This is a genomic window from Halobacillus sp. 12SKB, from assembly GCF_052941655.1.
This window is the reverse complement of sequence record NZ_JBRFWR010000001.1, coordinates 2304697-2320364: the sequence shown is the minus strand read 5'-3', so window position 1 is coordinate 2320364 and position 15668 is coordinate 2304697. Positions and strand designations below refer to the sequence as shown.

Genomic DNA, 15668 nt, shown 5'->3' with positions numbered 1-15668 from the left:
CAATTTTATAAAACAGAAGCCGTGCTACATCATGTTCGTAGCACGGCTTCTTGGATTTATTCCTTAAGATTTACGCACTCTCTTTAGGAGATTGTTTATTATCATCTTCAACAGTGCCGTCAGTCAAAACCAGTTTAGGACGTCCATTTTTAGCAGTGACTGTCTCTTTCGTAATGATACATTTCTCAATGTCATCACGGGAAGGAAGTTCATACATGACATCCAGCATGATTCCTTCAATGATCGAGCGCAATCCACGAGCCCCTGTCTTACGTTCTATTGCTAAGCGTGCGATTTCCCGAAGCGCATCTTCTTCCATTTCCAACTCAACATGGTCGATTTGGAATAGTTTTTGATACTGCTTCACAAGCGCATTCTTCGGTTTTGTTAGGATTTCTACAAGCGCATCTTCATCAAGCTGCTCGAGGCTGCCGATGACCGGAAGACGACCGATGAATTCTGGAATCAAACCATAGCTTAACAAGTCTTCTGGAAGCACTTTTGTAAGCAATTCTTTCTTCTCAGCTTCATCAGCTGCTTGTTCAGAACCGAAGCCAATCACTTTACGTCCTAGACGACGCTTAATGATCTGGTCGATTCCATCAAAGGCTCCCCCAACGATAAACAATACATTGGTTGTATCAATTTGGATGAACTCTTGATGAGGATGTTTACGCCCACCTTGTGGAGGCACACTCGCCTGAGTTCCTTCAAGGATTTTCAGAAGCGCTTGCTGCACTCCTTCACCAGACACATCTCTCGTGATGGAAGGGTTTTCTGATTTACGAGCCACTTTATCGATTTCATCAATATAAATGATGCCTTTTTCTGCTTTTTCCACATCATAGTCTGCTGCTTGAATCAACTTTAACAGGATGTTTTCAACGTCTTCGCCAACGTAACCAGCTTCTGTTAAGGAAGTAGCATCAGCAATAGCAAATGGCACATTCAGAATCCGTGCCAGGGTTTGAGCAAGTAGGGTTTTACCGCTACCTGTAGGTCCAAGCATGAGGATGTTACTTTTCGCAAGTTCTACATCATCATTTTTAACACCTGCATTGATACGTTTGTAGTGGTTATAAACCGCTACGGACAGGTTCTTTTTAGCTTGATCCTGACCAATGACATAATCACTGAGGATTTCGCGGATTTCTTGAGGTTTCGGTACCTCTTTGAATTCCACTTCTTCTTCATTACCCAGCTCTTCTTCGACGATTTCCGTACAAAGTTCAATACATTCATCACATATATATACGCCAGGTCCTGCTACGAGTTTACGGACTTGTTCCTGACTTTTACCGCAGAAAGAACATTTCAACTGTCCTTTTTCATCGTTAAATTTAAACATTCGTTTCACCCCTTATTATAATGACGCAATCGTTGCGACTGAAGTTTCATGATACGACGCTTACGTTTCCACTTCACTTCTTTTGCCCATCATATCAGATTAACTTCAAACAAAAAAGCAATACCTTTTCAGAGGTGTGCGCAACTTTTCCTGCACCATCCTCATTATGTAATTCAACTGCAGATAAGTCAAACGATGGAGCACCAGTACTATTGTATGTAAACAGTTGGAGAAGTATCAACTATCTTCCCCATTAATCTCTACCTCTATACTCTAAAATATAGAAATATATGAGAAGACAAGGTACGATCCTGCACCTTGTCTTCTTAGTTTATTATTCAGCTTTAGAATTTGCAACTAGAACGTCAATGGCTTTGCGGACTTTAAGATCTTCTTTAATCATGTCTGTATTCCCGCCAAGCATTTGCGTCAGTTGAGCAACGTCTGTTTGGTACATGGAAGCCATGTTCTCAAGTTCAGCATTCACATCTTCTTCAGAAGCTTCGACATTTTCTGCCTCTGCGATCGCTTCAAGAGTCAAGTTCGTCTTCACACGCTTCGCTGCATCTTCTTTCATCTGCTCACGAAGGGCATCTTCGTCTTGACCAGTGAATTGGAAGTACATGTCTTTCGTCATCCCTTGCATTTGTAGACGTTGTTCGAATTCTTGAACCATACGGTCAAGCTCTGTGTCTACCATAGCGTCAGGAATTTCAACTTCTGCATTTTCAGAAGCTTGCGTCACAAGCGTGTCACGCTTGCTGTTTTCAGCGTCTGTTTTCTTCTGCTCTTCCAGGCGCTCACGAGTTTTTGTCTTCAGTTCTTCAAGAGACTCGACTTCTTCGTCGACATCTTTCGCGAACTCATCATCAAGCTCAGGAAGTTCTTTTCCTTTTACTTCATGAATTTTAACTTTGAAAGTAGCCGATTTACCAGCTAGATCTTCTGCATGGTATTCTTCAGGGAAAGTCACTTCAACGTCTGTTTCTTCTCCTGCTTTCTTACCAACCAGCTGTTCTTCAAAACCTGGGATGAAGGAGCCAGAACCAATTTCCAGCGAGTAGTTGTCTGCCTGTCCACCTTCGAATGCTTCACCATCAACGAAACCTTCGAAATCCATAACGACTGTGTCGCCATTTTCAACAGCTGCATCTTCTTTAACAACTAGCTCAGCTTGACGCTCTTGCATTTGCTTCAGTTCGCTTTCAACATCTTCATCTGATACTTCAGTATCCTGCTCTTCTACAACAAGACCTTTGTAGTCGCCAAGCTTAACTTCAGGCTTCACAGTAACTTCAGCTGTGAATACAAGGTCCTGCCCTTTTTCGATTTGTTTTACGTCTACTTCTGGACGATCAACAGGTTCGATTCCTGTTTCTTCAACAGCTTCTGTATAAGCTTGCGGAAGAACGATATCAAGGGCATCCTGATAAAGAGACTCCACTCCGAAGCGCTGTTCGAAAAGTTTACGAGGTACTTTACCTTTACGGAAACCAGGTACTTGTACCTGTTGAACTACTTTTTTGAAGGCTTGGTCAAGTGCTTTGTCGAACTCACTTGCAGGTACTTCTACTGTCAAAGTCCCCTGATTGCCTTCTTGCTTTTCCCATTTTGCTGACATAAAAAATTCCCTCCAACATCTATTCATTCATTTTCGTCCGAAGACGATGATCTGATGATTCTATGACTCTTTTTACATACGAATCTCGTTTGCAACCACTACATTATAACATAATCCTACAGCCTTTCAAGCCGTGAGCTGTTCATTTATTCCCCTACGATCAATACATAATGCTGTTCACATAGTTCGATTTCAGATTTGTATTTCTGCACGTGTTCCAATTCATCATTCTCATGCATGGGAAGCTGTAAATATTCATGCCCTAATTGTTTAAGGGCTTCGACAAGAATCGGGACTTCCTTTTCATTGGGGAATATTGGATAACGCACATAGCAATAATGATATAAAAGACGATTAATCATCTCGTACATCGTCGGGTTGTTTTGTTCAATTTGCCCGAGTCTCATCTGAATCTGTTTAATGATGTAATCAGAATGAAGCTGTGTTAATTCCGAGGGGACAACGGTGGATACCTGCCCAAATTTCTTAATCGTCAACTCTTCACTCCAACCTGTGTCCCTAAACCATTCTAAAATGGAAGATTTAATAATCGGGTGGACCTTTTCGTTCACTAATACACGTTGGAAGTCCTCCGCAAAAAGGTCAGGTGATTGTTTTTTTAATTGGTCAACCGCTTGCCATTGCTTATGTATATCATCGGAATCCATGGCCTGTTTAAATTCATCAAAGTATTTCGTACCTTCTTCTTTATGACGATCCTCGAGAAGTTTCCGGCTTACCTCAAACATCTGCCAGAGTTGAGTACGACTTTGATGAGGGATGTCCTCTGATTCAAACACTTCTTCCAAAAGATTAATGATTTCTTCATACTGATTGCTTTGAAATAAGATGGTGATATAGATATGTAAATAATGATAGTACTGTTCGTAATCTTCCTTCATTTGCTTTTGACATAATTCTTCGGCTTCATCGAACAATCCAAGTTCGATCCAACTCATCAGAAGTCCCGTGATGACATCCGCATTTGCAACGCCATACTCCACAAGTGGCTCCAAGGCTTCTGAAGCATCTTTATACCTTTTTTCCTTTAACGCTTCCAGTCCTACTCGTTGCAGAGTGGTTTTCCATTTTGGGAACATTACTAAGTTCCCGTTTTTATTTTCCATAAGACACCCTTCCCTAGAGTTTATACTTCCCTCATTCTATCCTTATCGTTTGTATTTCAAACCTCTATTCATTCAGCTTATTAGGATATACTAAAGTATATTCACAATAAACACAAAGAATACACTTCTAGGTCTGCAATCCGTTTTCTGTACGTCATGATCCGTTAAGGAAATACAAGGAGCGACAATTCCTTCAATTAATCGAAAACTTTATCCTCCTATAACATCTGAAAATGTTTGATATTAGCGCAAAACAGGACTTTATACTCATGATGATTTTGTTTTTTTTGCTAAAATAAGTGAATGTGAATAAAATTTCACCGAATTATTAAATTTTAAGGAGATGTATCGTTTTGTCATTGCTAGATGATCAAACATTGCTGGAAACGTACATAGAATCCGTGAAACTTCAATTAGATGATGAATTCGTCCACTTATTGACGAAAGAGATTGATAAGCGATCTATGGAATTGCCTAAAGGAAATCTCCAACTTACATGAATCGACATCGAACGCTCTCCATGACGAGAACGTTTTTATAGAGGAATTTAGAAAGGGTGTGCTGAACAGCACACCCTTTCTTTTATTGATTAGAGGTTGGGTTGCTCTGTCGTTGCCCGGACATTTTAGCAATACTCGGGATAACATTCTGCAACTGCCCTGCCTGACCAGTCATCATGCTGTAGGTGGCAGCACCGATTCCGATTGAAGCGACAATCGGCAACCACTGAACATTCTTCTTCTCCATCCTGATCACTCCTCAAATCGCTTGGCTTTATAGCCATTTGTATTGTTTCCTGGAGAAGGATCACGTATGTGAGTTAAAACCATCTTCTCTATCCTTTATTTACCTTTAAATAGCAAACGGATTAAGAATAGCGGCCAAAGAATGATCCACCCTAATAAGACGAACATGTATATGGACTTCTCTTCTCTACTCTGGTTTACAGGTTCTTCTTGTTGAAAACAGAAAAACAGACCAATCAGGATGTAAGTGAAGGCTATCAAATGAATCACTCCTCTACACCATAGCGTATGAAGAATACGTGACATGTGCCCCACCTCAAAGCTAACCTTTAAAAATGTATGGCGTTAAACATGGTAAAATGTTTATAGAGGTGATGGAATATGCAACGGATCATTCTGTTTGACGGGGAATGCAATTTTTGCAATCAAAGTGTGCAGTTTATTATTAAGAGAGATCCAGAAGGACGTTTCAAATTCGCTTCTCAACAAAGTGAAGTTGGAGGATCGTTCATGCGGCAATTTGATATTCCTAAAGAAGTGGACAGCCTAGTCCTCATTGAAGATTCCAAGGCTTACCTTCAATCCACGGCTGCGTTAAGAATAAGTAAAAGCTTGAAAGGTTTTTGGAAATTTGGATTTGTTTTCATCTTAGTCCCTAAACAGATTAGGGATTGGGCATACATGACCCTTTCAAATAATCGTTATAAGTGGTTCGGTAAACAAGAGGCCTGCCAACTGCCTTCACCAGAAATTAGGAAGCGTTTCTTATGAACTCTTTCAAAAGAAAAAAGCGTCCACAAGTAGGTGGACGCTCTTTTAGTATTCTTTAGAAAAAGGGCAGGCTAAAAGCTGACATGCTTCGCTTTTTCGTTCTCATCTAGAGTCGGTATTTTAATCTTTGTTTCTCTGCCATTCCATACATAATAACCAAAACCTGGTTGTATTTGTGCTTCGTTTCTAGTAAATGGCAATGTGAACAAGCTTTGATCGGATTTTTTCATAAGTAAGACCGCCTGACGAATTTGTTTAAGCTCATTAGAAAATGAATCGAACCCTTTCGTAAAATCACTAATGTTTCCCGCTGCGACCACTTTAAATCCTAAATATCCATAGCGTTTCATTAAATCCGCTAGCTGCCCCTGTAAACCTGCATCAATGATTTGGTTTAACCGTGATAGGCTGTCTATCACCAGGAGGATTCCTTCCCTCTCCCCACTACTTGATTCTTCTCCCTCTGCGAAAAAGGCTTCGCGAGCACTGAGAAGCTCTTTCATAGAAGCAATCCAGGCGCTGATCTCCTCTTTTGTTTCCAAATAAGAAATAGCTGGGTCATGGCGATACGAGGATAGCCCGCGATCCATTCCATCAAGAACAGCGATCTCTTCAAAAGCATGATCGCTTATTTGCTCCAGGAGTACACGCAGGACAGTTGTTTTCCCACTTCTTGCTTGACCAGTTATCAAACAATGGACATCCAAGTCTATCTCTACAGACTCTACATATTCTTCGTCAAGACCGATGGCAACCTGGCCCTCTTTCTGACTTTGACCATATTGTTGTTTAAACAAATGATAATCCAAGGATTTAGGAAGCATTGGAATCGGAGGTGGACTTGGGACATGTTTGTACATAGCCTCCACTTCTTCCACCTTCCTTTTCACGTCATCCAGAATAGCCAAATCATCTACCCCGTCAGCAGGGAGGTAAATTTGAGCTAAGTATGACTCATTTTTCTGGATCATCGCCCGTCCTGGGATAGGTTCAATCTCATAAGGGGTTCGGCCGATTAATGCAAATTTTTCAGAGGCATCCATTAAGTAATGGATGATTTTTGTTTTTAAATTATTCATTAAAGGCTGACGGATCGAATTGATTCGAGTAGCAGTGAAAATCATAAAGATCCCCAGCGTCTGCCCGTCCCTGGCAAACTGAATAAAATGATTTTCGAGTTCATTGAACTCCTCTTTGACCAGATCAAAATTATCAATCACGATCGTAATATAAGGAAGGCATCCGTCGTTCTTTTGATTATAGAGAGCAATTGTACTGACTTCTGCATCCAGGAACAACTGCTTCCGTCGTTTCATCTCTTCTTTCATTATGGTCATGAATTTTTCGATTTTCCTACGGTCGTCATATCTGAAATAATCGGCTGTATGGGAAAGTTGCTTTAACGATAATAATGAACTATTCCCAAAATCGAACACATAATAATGTAGTTCCTGAGGGCTGTAAGCGTAAGCGAAATCAAACAACAGAGTTAAGGCTGTTGTCGTCTTCCCATAGCCTGATGAACCGAAAATCCCAATATTTCCGTCCTTGCCAAATTTATAAAGGTAAGGTTCCTGCCTTTGTTGTTCAGGTTCATCCTTTAACCCGATGGCAAATTCCCCATTCCTTGAAAATGGTTGTTCCTGATTCATAATCCTCTCAGGAAGAGGGGGTAGCCATGGACTTGGTAAACGCTTAATGTTCATCCGTTCCTGCGTCTTACAAATCTCTGCAACGGTAGCTGTTATTTCCGTTACTTCAGGAGACTGAAGTTTTTCTGATGAATGAGCCACTTCGGAAACGGGAACGAGCCCTAAATCTGTCACAAGGGAAACATCATTCTCTCCTTCGAATGCAGAGGAATGATAAGGAGCCCCGCTCCATGCAGACTGAAATAATTCATAGACCTCATTGTTTCCTACTTGTAAATACCCCCGACCTGTCGTCTGCAGATCTTGGGCATCACTATTCTTCAAAATTTCTTTACTATCTGTTGCATCCTGTACTTTTAAAGCGATACGAAACCTGGAGTTGCTCCAAATCTGATCATCAATGATGCCCCCGGGTTTCTGCGTCGCAAGGATCAAGTGAACCCCCAAGCTCCTTCCAATACGCGCGGTACTCACAAGTTCCGAAATGAATTCCGGCTCTTCATTTTTCAGTTCCGCAAACTCATCTGAAATAATAAACAGATGAGGCATGGGTTCGTCGGCTGTTTTTTGTTTATATAATCGTGTGTAATCATTGATATGATTGACTTTGTATCGGTCAAATAGCGTCTGCCTCCGCTTTAATTCACTATTTATTGAAGCTAACGCCCGAGTACTGAAGTTTTCGCTTTCATGGATATTGGTGATTGTTCCTAATAGGTGAGGGATGTCTTCAAATGGCTGCGCCATCCCTCCTCCTTTATAGTCAATCAATAAAAAGGCAACCTCATGCGGATGATAGTGAACAGCAAGTGATAATATATAGGTTTGTAACAATTCACTTTTTCCTGACCCGGTTGTACCAGCCAGAAGTCCATGAGGTCCATGAGCTTTCTCATGGAGGTTCAGCTCAACAAGATCTTCTTTCCCTTTCAAACCAATGGGAGCAGCAAGCGATCGGGAGGACTGGTTATTTCGCCAATTCTCTTCTATCGGAAGTTCATCCGCTCCTTTATCAAAAAGGTCAAGAAAAGTAACAACATCGGGAATAGAATTGTTCACACCAGTCAGATGATTCAAAGAATACAGCTTTCGTGCGTAATTTTCGTTATCATCCGTTTGGTGCAGATCCAAGCCAAAAGCTTTGTGGATGGCTTTTCCATCCTTAATCAGGATCTCTCCTTCTTTATCACTTATATATTGAATGAGTGTGTCGATATGATCGGAGAGCATCTCTTTTCTTTCTTTTGCAAAAATCACAGATACCCCAAGATCCTTTAGGTCCTTTTCTAAATACTCCATAATTACATGATCAGAAACCAGCCTTTGGTTTTCGACGACAAATAAAAGATGGGGAGAAAAAGCTTTCTTCCCTTTCCGGTCATCTAAGTCACGGTCTCTGATCGTGGCATAAATGGAAGATAATAGCTGATCCCTCGTTTTCTCGTTGTAGATCATCCCTTTAGCAAATGAATGGGGAAGTTGAATATGAGGAAGCCATCTCATCCATTTCCAATCCTCATAATCATCCTCATCAAAAATAGTAATGATGCGTAAATCATGATAGCTGTGAAAAAAAGAAAGTTGGCCGATCAATTGGTGAATCTCTTTTTGCACAACCGTTTTCTTCCCTACCAGACCTAATGGCGAGTGTAGATCAATAGATAAAGGCACATTTTCTACCGTTTGATAGACATTGACCATTTCCTGTGATTTCTCAACCAGATGATCAATTTCCCGATTCGCTAAATCACCCGTATTAAGAGACACCTCAAAGCTCGAGGGGAGGATTGCCTTTCCTATCCGTACTGCTAGAAAATCTCTACTGTCCACAGTCCGCTCCCAAAGCCGCTCATTGAGGTGTGTCGTGTAGGTTTTCATGGTTTCAAACGATGGATAATGATAATGAAGTACCTCGCCTTGGCGCTCTCTTAAGTTCTGGAGCTCTTCCCGCTTCTCTTTTAAGTACCTGGTGTACACACGGTTCCTCTTCTCTTCTCGATTTCTCTTCCTTCTTTTTTCTCTAAAATACTGAAGTGTAGAGGTAATCAGTGTGGTGGCAAACATCATTACTGAAATGATAATGAAAATTCCTCTTGGGATGAGAAACGCAACAGCCCCTAGGACAATTAGCATGACAAGGGGAGGGAGGATGATCATCCATAATGATCGCCCATGATCATCACTTTCCTGACTCGGAAACGAGAAGGTGACCTTTTCCTCCGGTAAGTCATACATCATCCTAGGGGTACGTCTGAAATTAGGGTATTGCTTTTCCATCTCTGAAGTCGGAAGGGCAGTGTGGGTCAACGTAGTCTCAAACGTTTCCTGACCACTAACCTGTAACAGATCGGTATCCTTCAGCACCAGAGTGATCCAGGATAGAAATAATAGATCTCCCGCTTGAACTTTTGTCTTCCCGATGATTTTCCTTCCATTTTTAAAGACATGCTTTTCCTCACCAGGCGATAGATACCAATCTTCACCAATCATGAATAATGTTGCATCCCTCCCCATGTCACCTGAGGAATCAAAACAATTATGAATGGTAGAGGAAGAGCTTGGTCCGACGGTGATTTCCTTTTTTCCTCCTATGTAAAAGGTTTCTTCCTTATTCGGTTTATTTTTATATATGAAAGTAAGCGAGATCGAACCTACGTCAACCTCCATTTGCTCGTCTGCCTTGAAATTGTAAATCCTTTGGCCGCACTGGAAGACCTCAACATCCGAATGACCACCTTCCTTCAAAATCTCCAGAGGACCTTTTTCAAATGAAAGAGAAGGCAAATAAATATCTTTCGTCGGATTATTTCCCACAGTTAAATGAAAACGCTCAGGATTCTCTATATCCGTAACAGTATATTGATCGTTAAAAAAAGTGTAAAGCTGAGACATAGAGCCACCTCTCCTCCATTAAATCATCCATTGCCATCACTTTCCCGGCCCTCACTCTGCGGCTGATCTGATTCTTTTGCAGCTTCTTCTTGCTCTTTTTCGTATTTCTCGATTTCCTGCTGCACGCTCTCCAATTTTTGTTCTTTTTCCTCCGCAGATAACCCATTCTCTTCCTTCACTTCCTGTTGAAGCTTATACAAGGCTAAAAGAATAAGGTCAGGATTCTCAGAAATTTTAGCTAGATTGACAGCTTTTTCGTTTTGCCCTCTTCCGATATGAATCCAATAATCCAAGTACTCAGGTTCTGCTTCAAGTGTGATCGTTTTCCGTATGTTCTCCTTTTGTTCTTCGGATAATGACACATCCTCTACGTAAGCTGCAGCCAGCTGGTACCTTGTCATTGTTGTCAATGCTTCTACCTCATAAGGGGAGAGAACATCTATCACCTCTTCATACTGATCTTCCATAAACCGTTCACTGCTCTCTAAATAGGCCTCCTGCTTCGGCTGTATAAAGAAGAACGCATAGATGACCAAGGCAAAGACCGGCAGAAAGGTCAGAACACTTCCTCTCAATACGTTTCTACGTTGTTTCCACTTATGTTCAGGTTCCTTCACGAGCTTGTTTTCCATATTTTCAACCTCTTGAATCCTACGGGTAACCATCCCTTTTAATTCATCTAAATCATTCGCTAAAAGGATTTCCTTCACATCTTCACTAACGTTCATAGTGTCTCTAAACTTAAGGTAATAAATATAGCTCTCAGAAAGATCAATGGCCGCCGCAACGGCAGCCTTGGTCTCTTCTATCACACGTTCCTTTTCATTATCATAGGGGGGGATACTTTCATTCACTCCATAATGAAGAAAGTGAGGAGTCATGGCGGAATCGATCCATATGTTTTCAGGGCAGATGACTAGATTCAGCCGGGTAAACTTATGTTGTTCCACTATTTTGATTAACTGATGGGCAAAAATCCACCGTGAATATTCTGCCTTTTGCTTTAATTGCGTATAGGGAATGAAAGACTTGGGCCATTCCATAGTCAGGGAGATTTCATCCTCGCCCACGTCAATTTTTTTACTCAGGCTGAAATCGATATCATGTAAAACCTGAATTTCCAACTCATCCTGCATTTTGAGACGGGCTTTCTGATAAATGACAGTGGATAAATGCCCATCTTGCATGAGTTCTGCGCCCGTTACCTGACGAAAATAAGAATTCTGAACCTCACTCATCACAAACTTCCCCTTTTACAATTACAATATTTCAATCCGGTCTCCAGAGGTTATCCCATGTTCCTCCATAGTTGAAGAACCAGTACATACTTTATGTTTGTTTAAAATCCGCACCCAACTCCCATCAGGAGGAGGGAGTTCGACACTAGCCACCTGCCATGCAAGATCGATAAGCGTATGCAGAGATGAATGATTGGAGAGTCGAAGGTCAAGCGTTCCCTGATTGTAGTTTTTCAGATCAATCGTTACTTGAATATACATAGGAAACCCCTTACTCAAGCCCCTCTACCGCGTAATCGATGTCATGTTCCTTAGAGAGGTCTTGCATATTTTGCTTATAATCATCAATTTCTGCCTGTCCCTGCATGACCAGTTGATTGGCTTCCTCAATCATGGAAGCATCCTGGACTTTAATTGCTTCCAATGCTGTTTCAAATCCGGATAACTGGGACTCTGCGCCACTAATGTACTGCTGATGCAGTTCCTTCAGCTCTTCCGGTTCTGGATCAATGGATTTAAGTTCTTGAACCGCTTCTGTATATGTTGGAATAATCTCTTCTTCAAGCGCGCTGCTTAGTGTGGCATCATCCGTATAGTTTTCCCCCCACACACTTTCCAATTTTGTAATAGCTTCCGCTTCTAGTTTCCCGACCGGCTCCAAGTCTTCGTTGACATATTCTACAAAACTTTTTTGGAAGTCTGATTGGAATAAAGAACATCCACCCAATAAGAATATAATAGATAGGAGTGCTATTGTTTTTTTTATCATGCTGTCACCGCCATTGTTTAAGATTTATTATGAAACATTCTTAAGATAGTACTCTCTAAATTTAGGATAATATTTCATTCTGAAAAATACTGCAATGATAACAAATGGCAGGACAGATGCTAAGGCTAGAAAACCATAGGGATGAATCACTATTCCCCCTATTAACGCATACAAGCTTGCACAAAGCGCCAAACTATAACCTACGATAAAAATTGCATTAAAGTAAGTAAGGCCTATAAATTTAGCCTTGGCTATTTTAGGTTCTTTTTTACTTCTAATCCAGCACTCCTTGCACTCACTCCATGATTGTTTCAATGGTTCAATAAAAAATCTGATCATCATCTACACCCTTTGTTAATGCGGAAAGTTTAAATATCCATTAGAACACTCTTTATTTTTGGGTTTCCTCCAGTTTTTCCCTTAACTCAAGCTCTCCCTCTGTTTCTAACCCTCTATAAATAATCTCCCGAATCTGTTTATGGTTGAAGAACACATTACTCTCTTCAGAAATATGGCCTTGAGGATAAGGACAAGCTACGTAGTCCCACAATTTGTTACCCTCTTCACTGAGTTGCTCTTGTTTCCTTCCATAAATCATAACCGCTTGATTAATAAACTCCACGATTACGACAGTCCCAACCGGAAGCAAATGTTCACCTTTTTTTATTTTCAAAGAAGTGATTTGATTATCCAAAGCTTTCACCCCTGTCTAACTATCATTTTGGTTGTTCTTTTTCAAAACTCAGTCCTATTTTAGCACCAAAAAGTAAGCGTAAATCTACTAATGTATCTTTACCGATTTTAGCTTTCCCACCAATTGAACCTGCGGATGCACCTACAGTCACCTTAGTATTAAAATCAGTGAAAGGAATTCCGAAAATCGTAGAGACTTCTCCTTCAGCTACAGCTGCTGTTGCACCAATTCCAACTGAGAAATTCTCTACACCGGCAAATGCTTTCGCATCACCAATGGAAGCTTTTGCTTCGCTTCCCCATCCTCCAAAGTAATCTCCAACATATTTAATATCTCTGTCAATTTGATTCCTTACAGACCAGGAGATTCCTGTAGCCTGGGCTTTAGCAAGCGGAGCAACAGATTTCCCTCCCACACTTGCCTGTCCTTCAAGCTTAAGAATATCCTGAGTAAAGTTTCCATCCATAAGATCTGTATCCCATTTTCCTCCTGCGAAAAGCCCAGTGAATTGACTGGAACCTCCAATTTGATCATCTGTTTGAAAGCCATCAAGGCCCTCCCAGTCATGTTTGGCCTTTCCAAATCCTGATCCTACTGAAAAGCTGTCACTGACTTCTGAACTTTCTCCCAGCATAAACTCATAAGGTTTGGATACGCTCTCCTTACTAGATTCGTCGCTTGCAGCAACTGAAGAAGTTCCTGTTCTTTGCAAATATTCTAATCGATTGAACGTGTAGAGCGAGTTACGACCTGTCCAATGATTGAATCCCTTGTATAAAGATTGCTGTTTGATTAGATATGATGGAACGATCAAAGAATAACCCTGGCTGCTCATTGAGGTAAAAACAGGGTGATAAGCTTTTAGATCCGACAATTGATGATCCTGGTAATTAGAAACAGAAAGAGTACCAGACATGAATTTCGATTGAATAATAGAAACAAAATTTTTCATCCAATCCATATCCATTTGTATGGGTTGCATACTTGAAACCTGTTGATTATCAAACTCATTCAACTTCTCAATCGTTTCATTTACATATCTTTCTCCTCGCCGTACTTCCTCATATACCCCGCTTGCATCCAAATGAGGCACGGAAACAATATCTTTAACACTTGAAAGGATGCTGTTCGCTTCCTCCGTCAAAGAGGTAGTCGTTTGTTTTACATGCCTCAGCCCTTGTTGGACCTCACCTTCCATAAAGGCCTGATCCAGGTATCCTTGATCGGCTGGTTCTAAGTGGTGCAAGGAAGAAAGCATTTGTTTCAATGTTGATTCATAATTCGTAAGGAAGGTTTTGATGTAAGACAAAAAGGGCTGATGGCAGTCCTGGTAAAAAGAACGAATGGAAGAACCTCCCTGCCCCTCAAAAGCATCAAGCTGTATGAAATTACGAACAGCTTCTTCAATTGTTGAAAAAGAGGCCTTCACCTCAGATAGTTCAACAAGCGTTTCTTCTATTCCGTTTTGCAGTTGATTCACTTGTAATGTTTTCATCCCGCTTCACTCACTTCTTCATGAACCCGGCTGCCACTTCATCAGTTTGAACGAAAGTTTCAACAGATCGTAAGGTAGCAGATTCATTATTTAATAGGAGGCTTTTATAGCTTTCAGCCAACAGTTTAAGCTCAGCGTTCAAGTCATTCAATTGGTTTACAACCTCCAGATTACATGGTTCACTTATTGTTTTTATTGAAGGGGAGGAAAAAGATTGTGTCGCTGTTTGCATTTGAGAAATGGACTGTTCCACTTCACTCCATCTTATTTTAATTTCCTGACTCACTATTCTACACACCTTTCCAATCTATTTCTTCTCAGCTAGCGTCATTTCATATCTTAGTGACGTAATCTTTTGATTATAGTGATACAAATCGAACTGTAACCCGCTGATTTTTGACTGTATGGCATCCAGTGCATTCATCAATTGTTCCCCTTCAATTGAACGATACTGTGTTAACAGCCCATTCATTCGGATGTTTTCAAACTCCCCTGCCAATTGCCCAGACCAAGTCGCTGGTGATAATTCAGGTTCCATACACACCTTCTTTTGCCTAGCGAGTTCCTCTCTGAACCCTTGTAAGCGTGAGGCTGCTTCTCTCAATCGCCTTAGCTCATCTTGTTTTTGATCATACAGTTGATTGTAGTAAAACAACGACTCCATTAGCACTATCTCCAAGCCCCCTGCTTCTTCCTTGTATTTCCCTTATATACCATAAAAATATATAAGGGAAATACAAGGAAGAAAGCACCTGCTTAGGTGCTTTCTTCATGTATTAGCCTCGAATTTGACCAGCAATTTGCTGATCAGTGTCTTCCAAGGTAGTAGCCGTACTATTCAACTGCTGGGAAACCTCTGCAAGCAGTGTGCTCATTCTTTCGAAGGCAGGACGCAATTCTTGATATTGCGCAGCGAACGCCTGACTGGAGGCCCCTTCCCAGATTTCCTGAAGCTGACCACTCATTCCGTCTAAACGGGAAACTAACTCCTGGACATTTGAACTTTCTGTATTGTACTGTCTTGCAAACTCTCTCAATTCATCTGGGGTCAAGCGGATATTTTGTGACACAATTTCACTCCTCTAACCAATTTGGTTACATATTACCCTTGATATTTTTACCAGTCAATCTTTCTCATAGATTCAGTAGTATACTCCTGAGTTTGATAGATAGAGGAGAATACTTTCCTACCATCTTGAATTCTAAATCATGACTAAAGACTCTGTATATATTAATTAAATGGGTAATTACTCATAGGTCTTTTCCATCTAATTCTTCCTTAGAAACAAAAATTCTCGATATTGTGACATTTTCC

The 15668-nt window shown here is 40.8% G+C and carries 17 protein-coding genes; 2 read left to right on the top strand and 15 right to left on the bottom strand.

Annotated elements, in window-relative coordinates:
- Positions 1 to 70: 70 nt before the first annotated feature.
- From clpX to ACQ4XT_RS11150, 3 genes are all read right to left on the bottom strand, one after another.
- Positions 71 to 1348, bottom strand: a complete 1278-nt coding sequence (clpX, locus tag ACQ4XT_RS11160; RefSeq protein WP_160915501.1) for an ATP-dependent protease ATP-binding subunit ClpX — start codon at positions 1346 to 1348, stop codon at positions 71 to 73.
- Positions 1349 to 1682: 334 nt separating this feature from the next.
- A complete protein-coding gene (tig, locus tag ACQ4XT_RS11155) occupies positions 1683 to 2969 on the bottom strand; it encodes a trigger factor (protein ID WP_446853735.1) in 1287 nt (428 codons plus the stop codon).
- 146 nt (positions 2970 to 3115) lie between these two features.
- A complete protein-coding gene (locus ACQ4XT_RS11150; protein ID WP_446853734.1) occupies positions 3116 to 4096 on the bottom strand; it encodes a tetratricopeptide repeat protein in 981 nt (326 codons plus the stop codon).
- Positions 4097 to 4449: 353 nt separating this feature from the next.
- Here ACQ4XT_RS11150 and sda point away from each other — a divergent pair, with 353 nt between their 5' ends.
- Positions 4450 to 4596: a sporulation histidine kinase inhibitor Sda gene (gene sda, locus ACQ4XT_RS11145; protein ID WP_202412530.1), complete on the top strand. Its 147-nt coding sequence runs from the start codon at positions 4450 to 4452 to the stop codon at positions 4594 to 4596.
- An 82-nt stretch (positions 4597 to 4678) separates the two neighbouring features.
- Here the strand turns inward: sda and ACQ4XT_RS11140 are convergent, their stop codons facing one another.
- Positions 4679 to 4852, bottom strand: coding sequence for a hypothetical protein (locus ACQ4XT_RS11140; RefSeq protein WP_326315941.1), 174 nt, complete (start codon positions 4850 to 4852; stop codon positions 4679 to 4681).
- Between the two features lie 86 nt (positions 4853 to 4938).
- A complete protein-coding gene (locus ACQ4XT_RS11135) occupies positions 4939 to 5148 on the bottom strand; it encodes a hypothetical protein (RefSeq protein WP_446853733.1) in 210 nt (69 codons plus the stop codon).
- Between the two features lie 75 nt (positions 5149 to 5223).
- Here ACQ4XT_RS11135 and ACQ4XT_RS11130 point away from each other — a divergent pair, with 75 nt between their 5' ends.
- On the top strand, positions 5224 to 5613 hold the full coding sequence (locus ACQ4XT_RS11130; RefSeq protein ID WP_446853732.1) for a thiol-disulfide oxidoreductase DCC family protein: 390 nt from the start codon (positions 5224 to 5226) through the stop codon (positions 5611 to 5613).
- Between the two features lie 71 nt (positions 5614 to 5684).
- Here the strand turns inward: ACQ4XT_RS11130 and essC are convergent, their stop codons facing one another.
- The 10 genes from essC to ACQ4XT_RS11080 form a co-directional block, all read right to left on the bottom strand.
- The gene (essC, locus tag ACQ4XT_RS11125) at positions 5685 to 10157 is read right to left on the bottom strand and encodes a type VII secretion protein EssC (protein ID WP_446853731.1); all 4473 of its coding nucleotides are present in this window, start codon (positions 10155 to 10157) and stop codon (positions 5685 to 5687) included.
- A 23-nt stretch (positions 10158 to 10180) separates the two neighbouring features.
- A complete protein-coding gene (gene essB, locus ACQ4XT_RS11120; RefSeq protein ID WP_446853730.1) occupies positions 10181 to 11395 on the bottom strand; it encodes a type VII secretion protein EssB in 1215 nt (404 codons plus the stop codon).
- 21 nt (positions 11396 to 11416) lie between these two features.
- Positions 11417 to 11656, bottom strand: coding sequence for an ESX secretion system protein YukD (gene yukD, locus ACQ4XT_RS11115; RefSeq protein ID WP_446853729.1), 240 nt, complete (start codon positions 11654 to 11656; stop codon positions 11417 to 11419).
- Positions 11657 to 11666: 10 nt separating this feature from the next.
- Positions 11667 to 12164, bottom strand: coding sequence for a hypothetical protein (locus ACQ4XT_RS11110; RefSeq protein ID WP_446853728.1), 498 nt, complete (start codon positions 12162 to 12164; stop codon positions 11667 to 11669).
- A 27-nt stretch (positions 12165 to 12191) separates the two neighbouring features.
- Entirely contained in the window at positions 12192 to 12479 is a 288-nt protein-coding gene (locus ACQ4XT_RS11105) for a hypothetical protein (RefSeq protein ID WP_446853727.1), read from the bottom strand.
- Between the two features lie 76 nt (positions 12480 to 12555).
- The gene (locus ACQ4XT_RS11100; protein WP_446853726.1) at positions 12556 to 12858 is read right to left on the bottom strand and encodes a DUF4176 domain-containing protein; all 303 of its coding nucleotides are present in this window, start codon (positions 12856 to 12858) and stop codon (positions 12556 to 12558) included.
- A gap of 22 nt (positions 12859 to 12880) precedes the next feature.
- Positions 12881 to 14353, bottom strand: a complete 1473-nt coding sequence (locus ACQ4XT_RS11095) for a ribonuclease YeeF family protein (protein ID WP_446853725.1) — start codon at positions 14351 to 14353, stop codon at positions 12881 to 12883.
- Between the two features lie 10 nt (positions 14354 to 14363).
- Positions 14364 to 14639 carry a DUF5344 family protein gene (locus ACQ4XT_RS11090; protein ID WP_446853724.1) on the bottom strand — a complete coding sequence of 92 codons (276 nt, stop codon included), beginning with the start codon at positions 14637 to 14639 and terminating at the stop codon, positions 14364 to 14366.
- A 21-nt stretch (positions 14640 to 14660) separates the two neighbouring features.
- A complete protein-coding gene (locus tag ACQ4XT_RS11085) occupies positions 14661 to 15017 on the bottom strand; it encodes a YwqH-like family protein (RefSeq protein ID WP_446853723.1) in 357 nt (118 codons plus the stop codon).
- A 112-nt stretch (positions 15018 to 15129) separates the two neighbouring features.
- Positions 15130 to 15423 (bottom strand): WXG100 family type VII secretion target, encoded by a 294-nt coding sequence (locus tag ACQ4XT_RS11080; RefSeq protein WP_446853722.1) that lies wholly within the window; start codon positions 15421 to 15423, stop codon positions 15130 to 15132.
- Positions 15424 to 15668: the final 245 nt, after the last annotated feature.

Bases quoted from the DNA above. Each gene is read 5' to 3' on its own strand.
- clpX (WP_160915501.1), bottom strand. From the start codon at position 1,348: ATGTTTAAATTTAACGATGAAAAAGGACAGTTGAAATGTTCTTTCTGC.
- tig (WP_446853735.1), bottom strand. From the start codon at position 2,969: ATGTCAGCAAAATGGGAAAAGCAAGAAGGCAATCAGGGGACTTTGACA.
- ACQ4XT_RS11150 (WP_446853734.1), bottom strand. From the start codon at position 4,096: ATGGAAAATAAAAACGGGAACTTAGTAATGTTCCCAAAATGGAAAACC.
- ACQ4XT_RS11135 (WP_446853733.1), bottom strand. From the start codon at position 5,148: ATGTCACGTATTCTTCATACGCTATGGTGTAGAGGAGTGATTCATTTG.
- ACQ4XT_RS11130 (WP_446853732.1), top strand. From the start codon at position 5,224: ATGCAACGGATCATTCTGTTTGACGGGGAATGCAATTTTTGCAATCAA.
- essC (WP_446853731.1), bottom strand. From the start codon at position 10,157: ATGTCTCAGCTTTACACTTTTTTTAACGATCAATATACTGTTACGGAT.
- essB (WP_446853730.1), bottom strand. From the start codon at position 11,395: ATGAGTGAGGTTCAGAATTCTTATTTTCGTCAGGTAACGGGCGCAGAA.
- yukD (WP_446853729.1), bottom strand. From the start codon at position 11,656: ATGTATATTCAAGTAACGATTGATCTGAAAAACTACAATCAGGGAACG.
- ACQ4XT_RS11110 (WP_446853728.1), bottom strand. From the start codon at position 12,164: ATGATAAAAAAAACAATAGCACTCCTATCTATTATATTCTTATTGGGT.
- ACQ4XT_RS11095 (WP_446853725.1), bottom strand. From the start codon at position 14,353: ATGAAAACATTACAAGTGAATCAACTGCAAAACGGAATAGAAGAAACG.
- ACQ4XT_RS11085 (WP_446853723.1), bottom strand. From the start codon at position 15,017: ATGGAGTCGTTGTTTTACTACAATCAACTGTATGATCAAAAACAAGAT.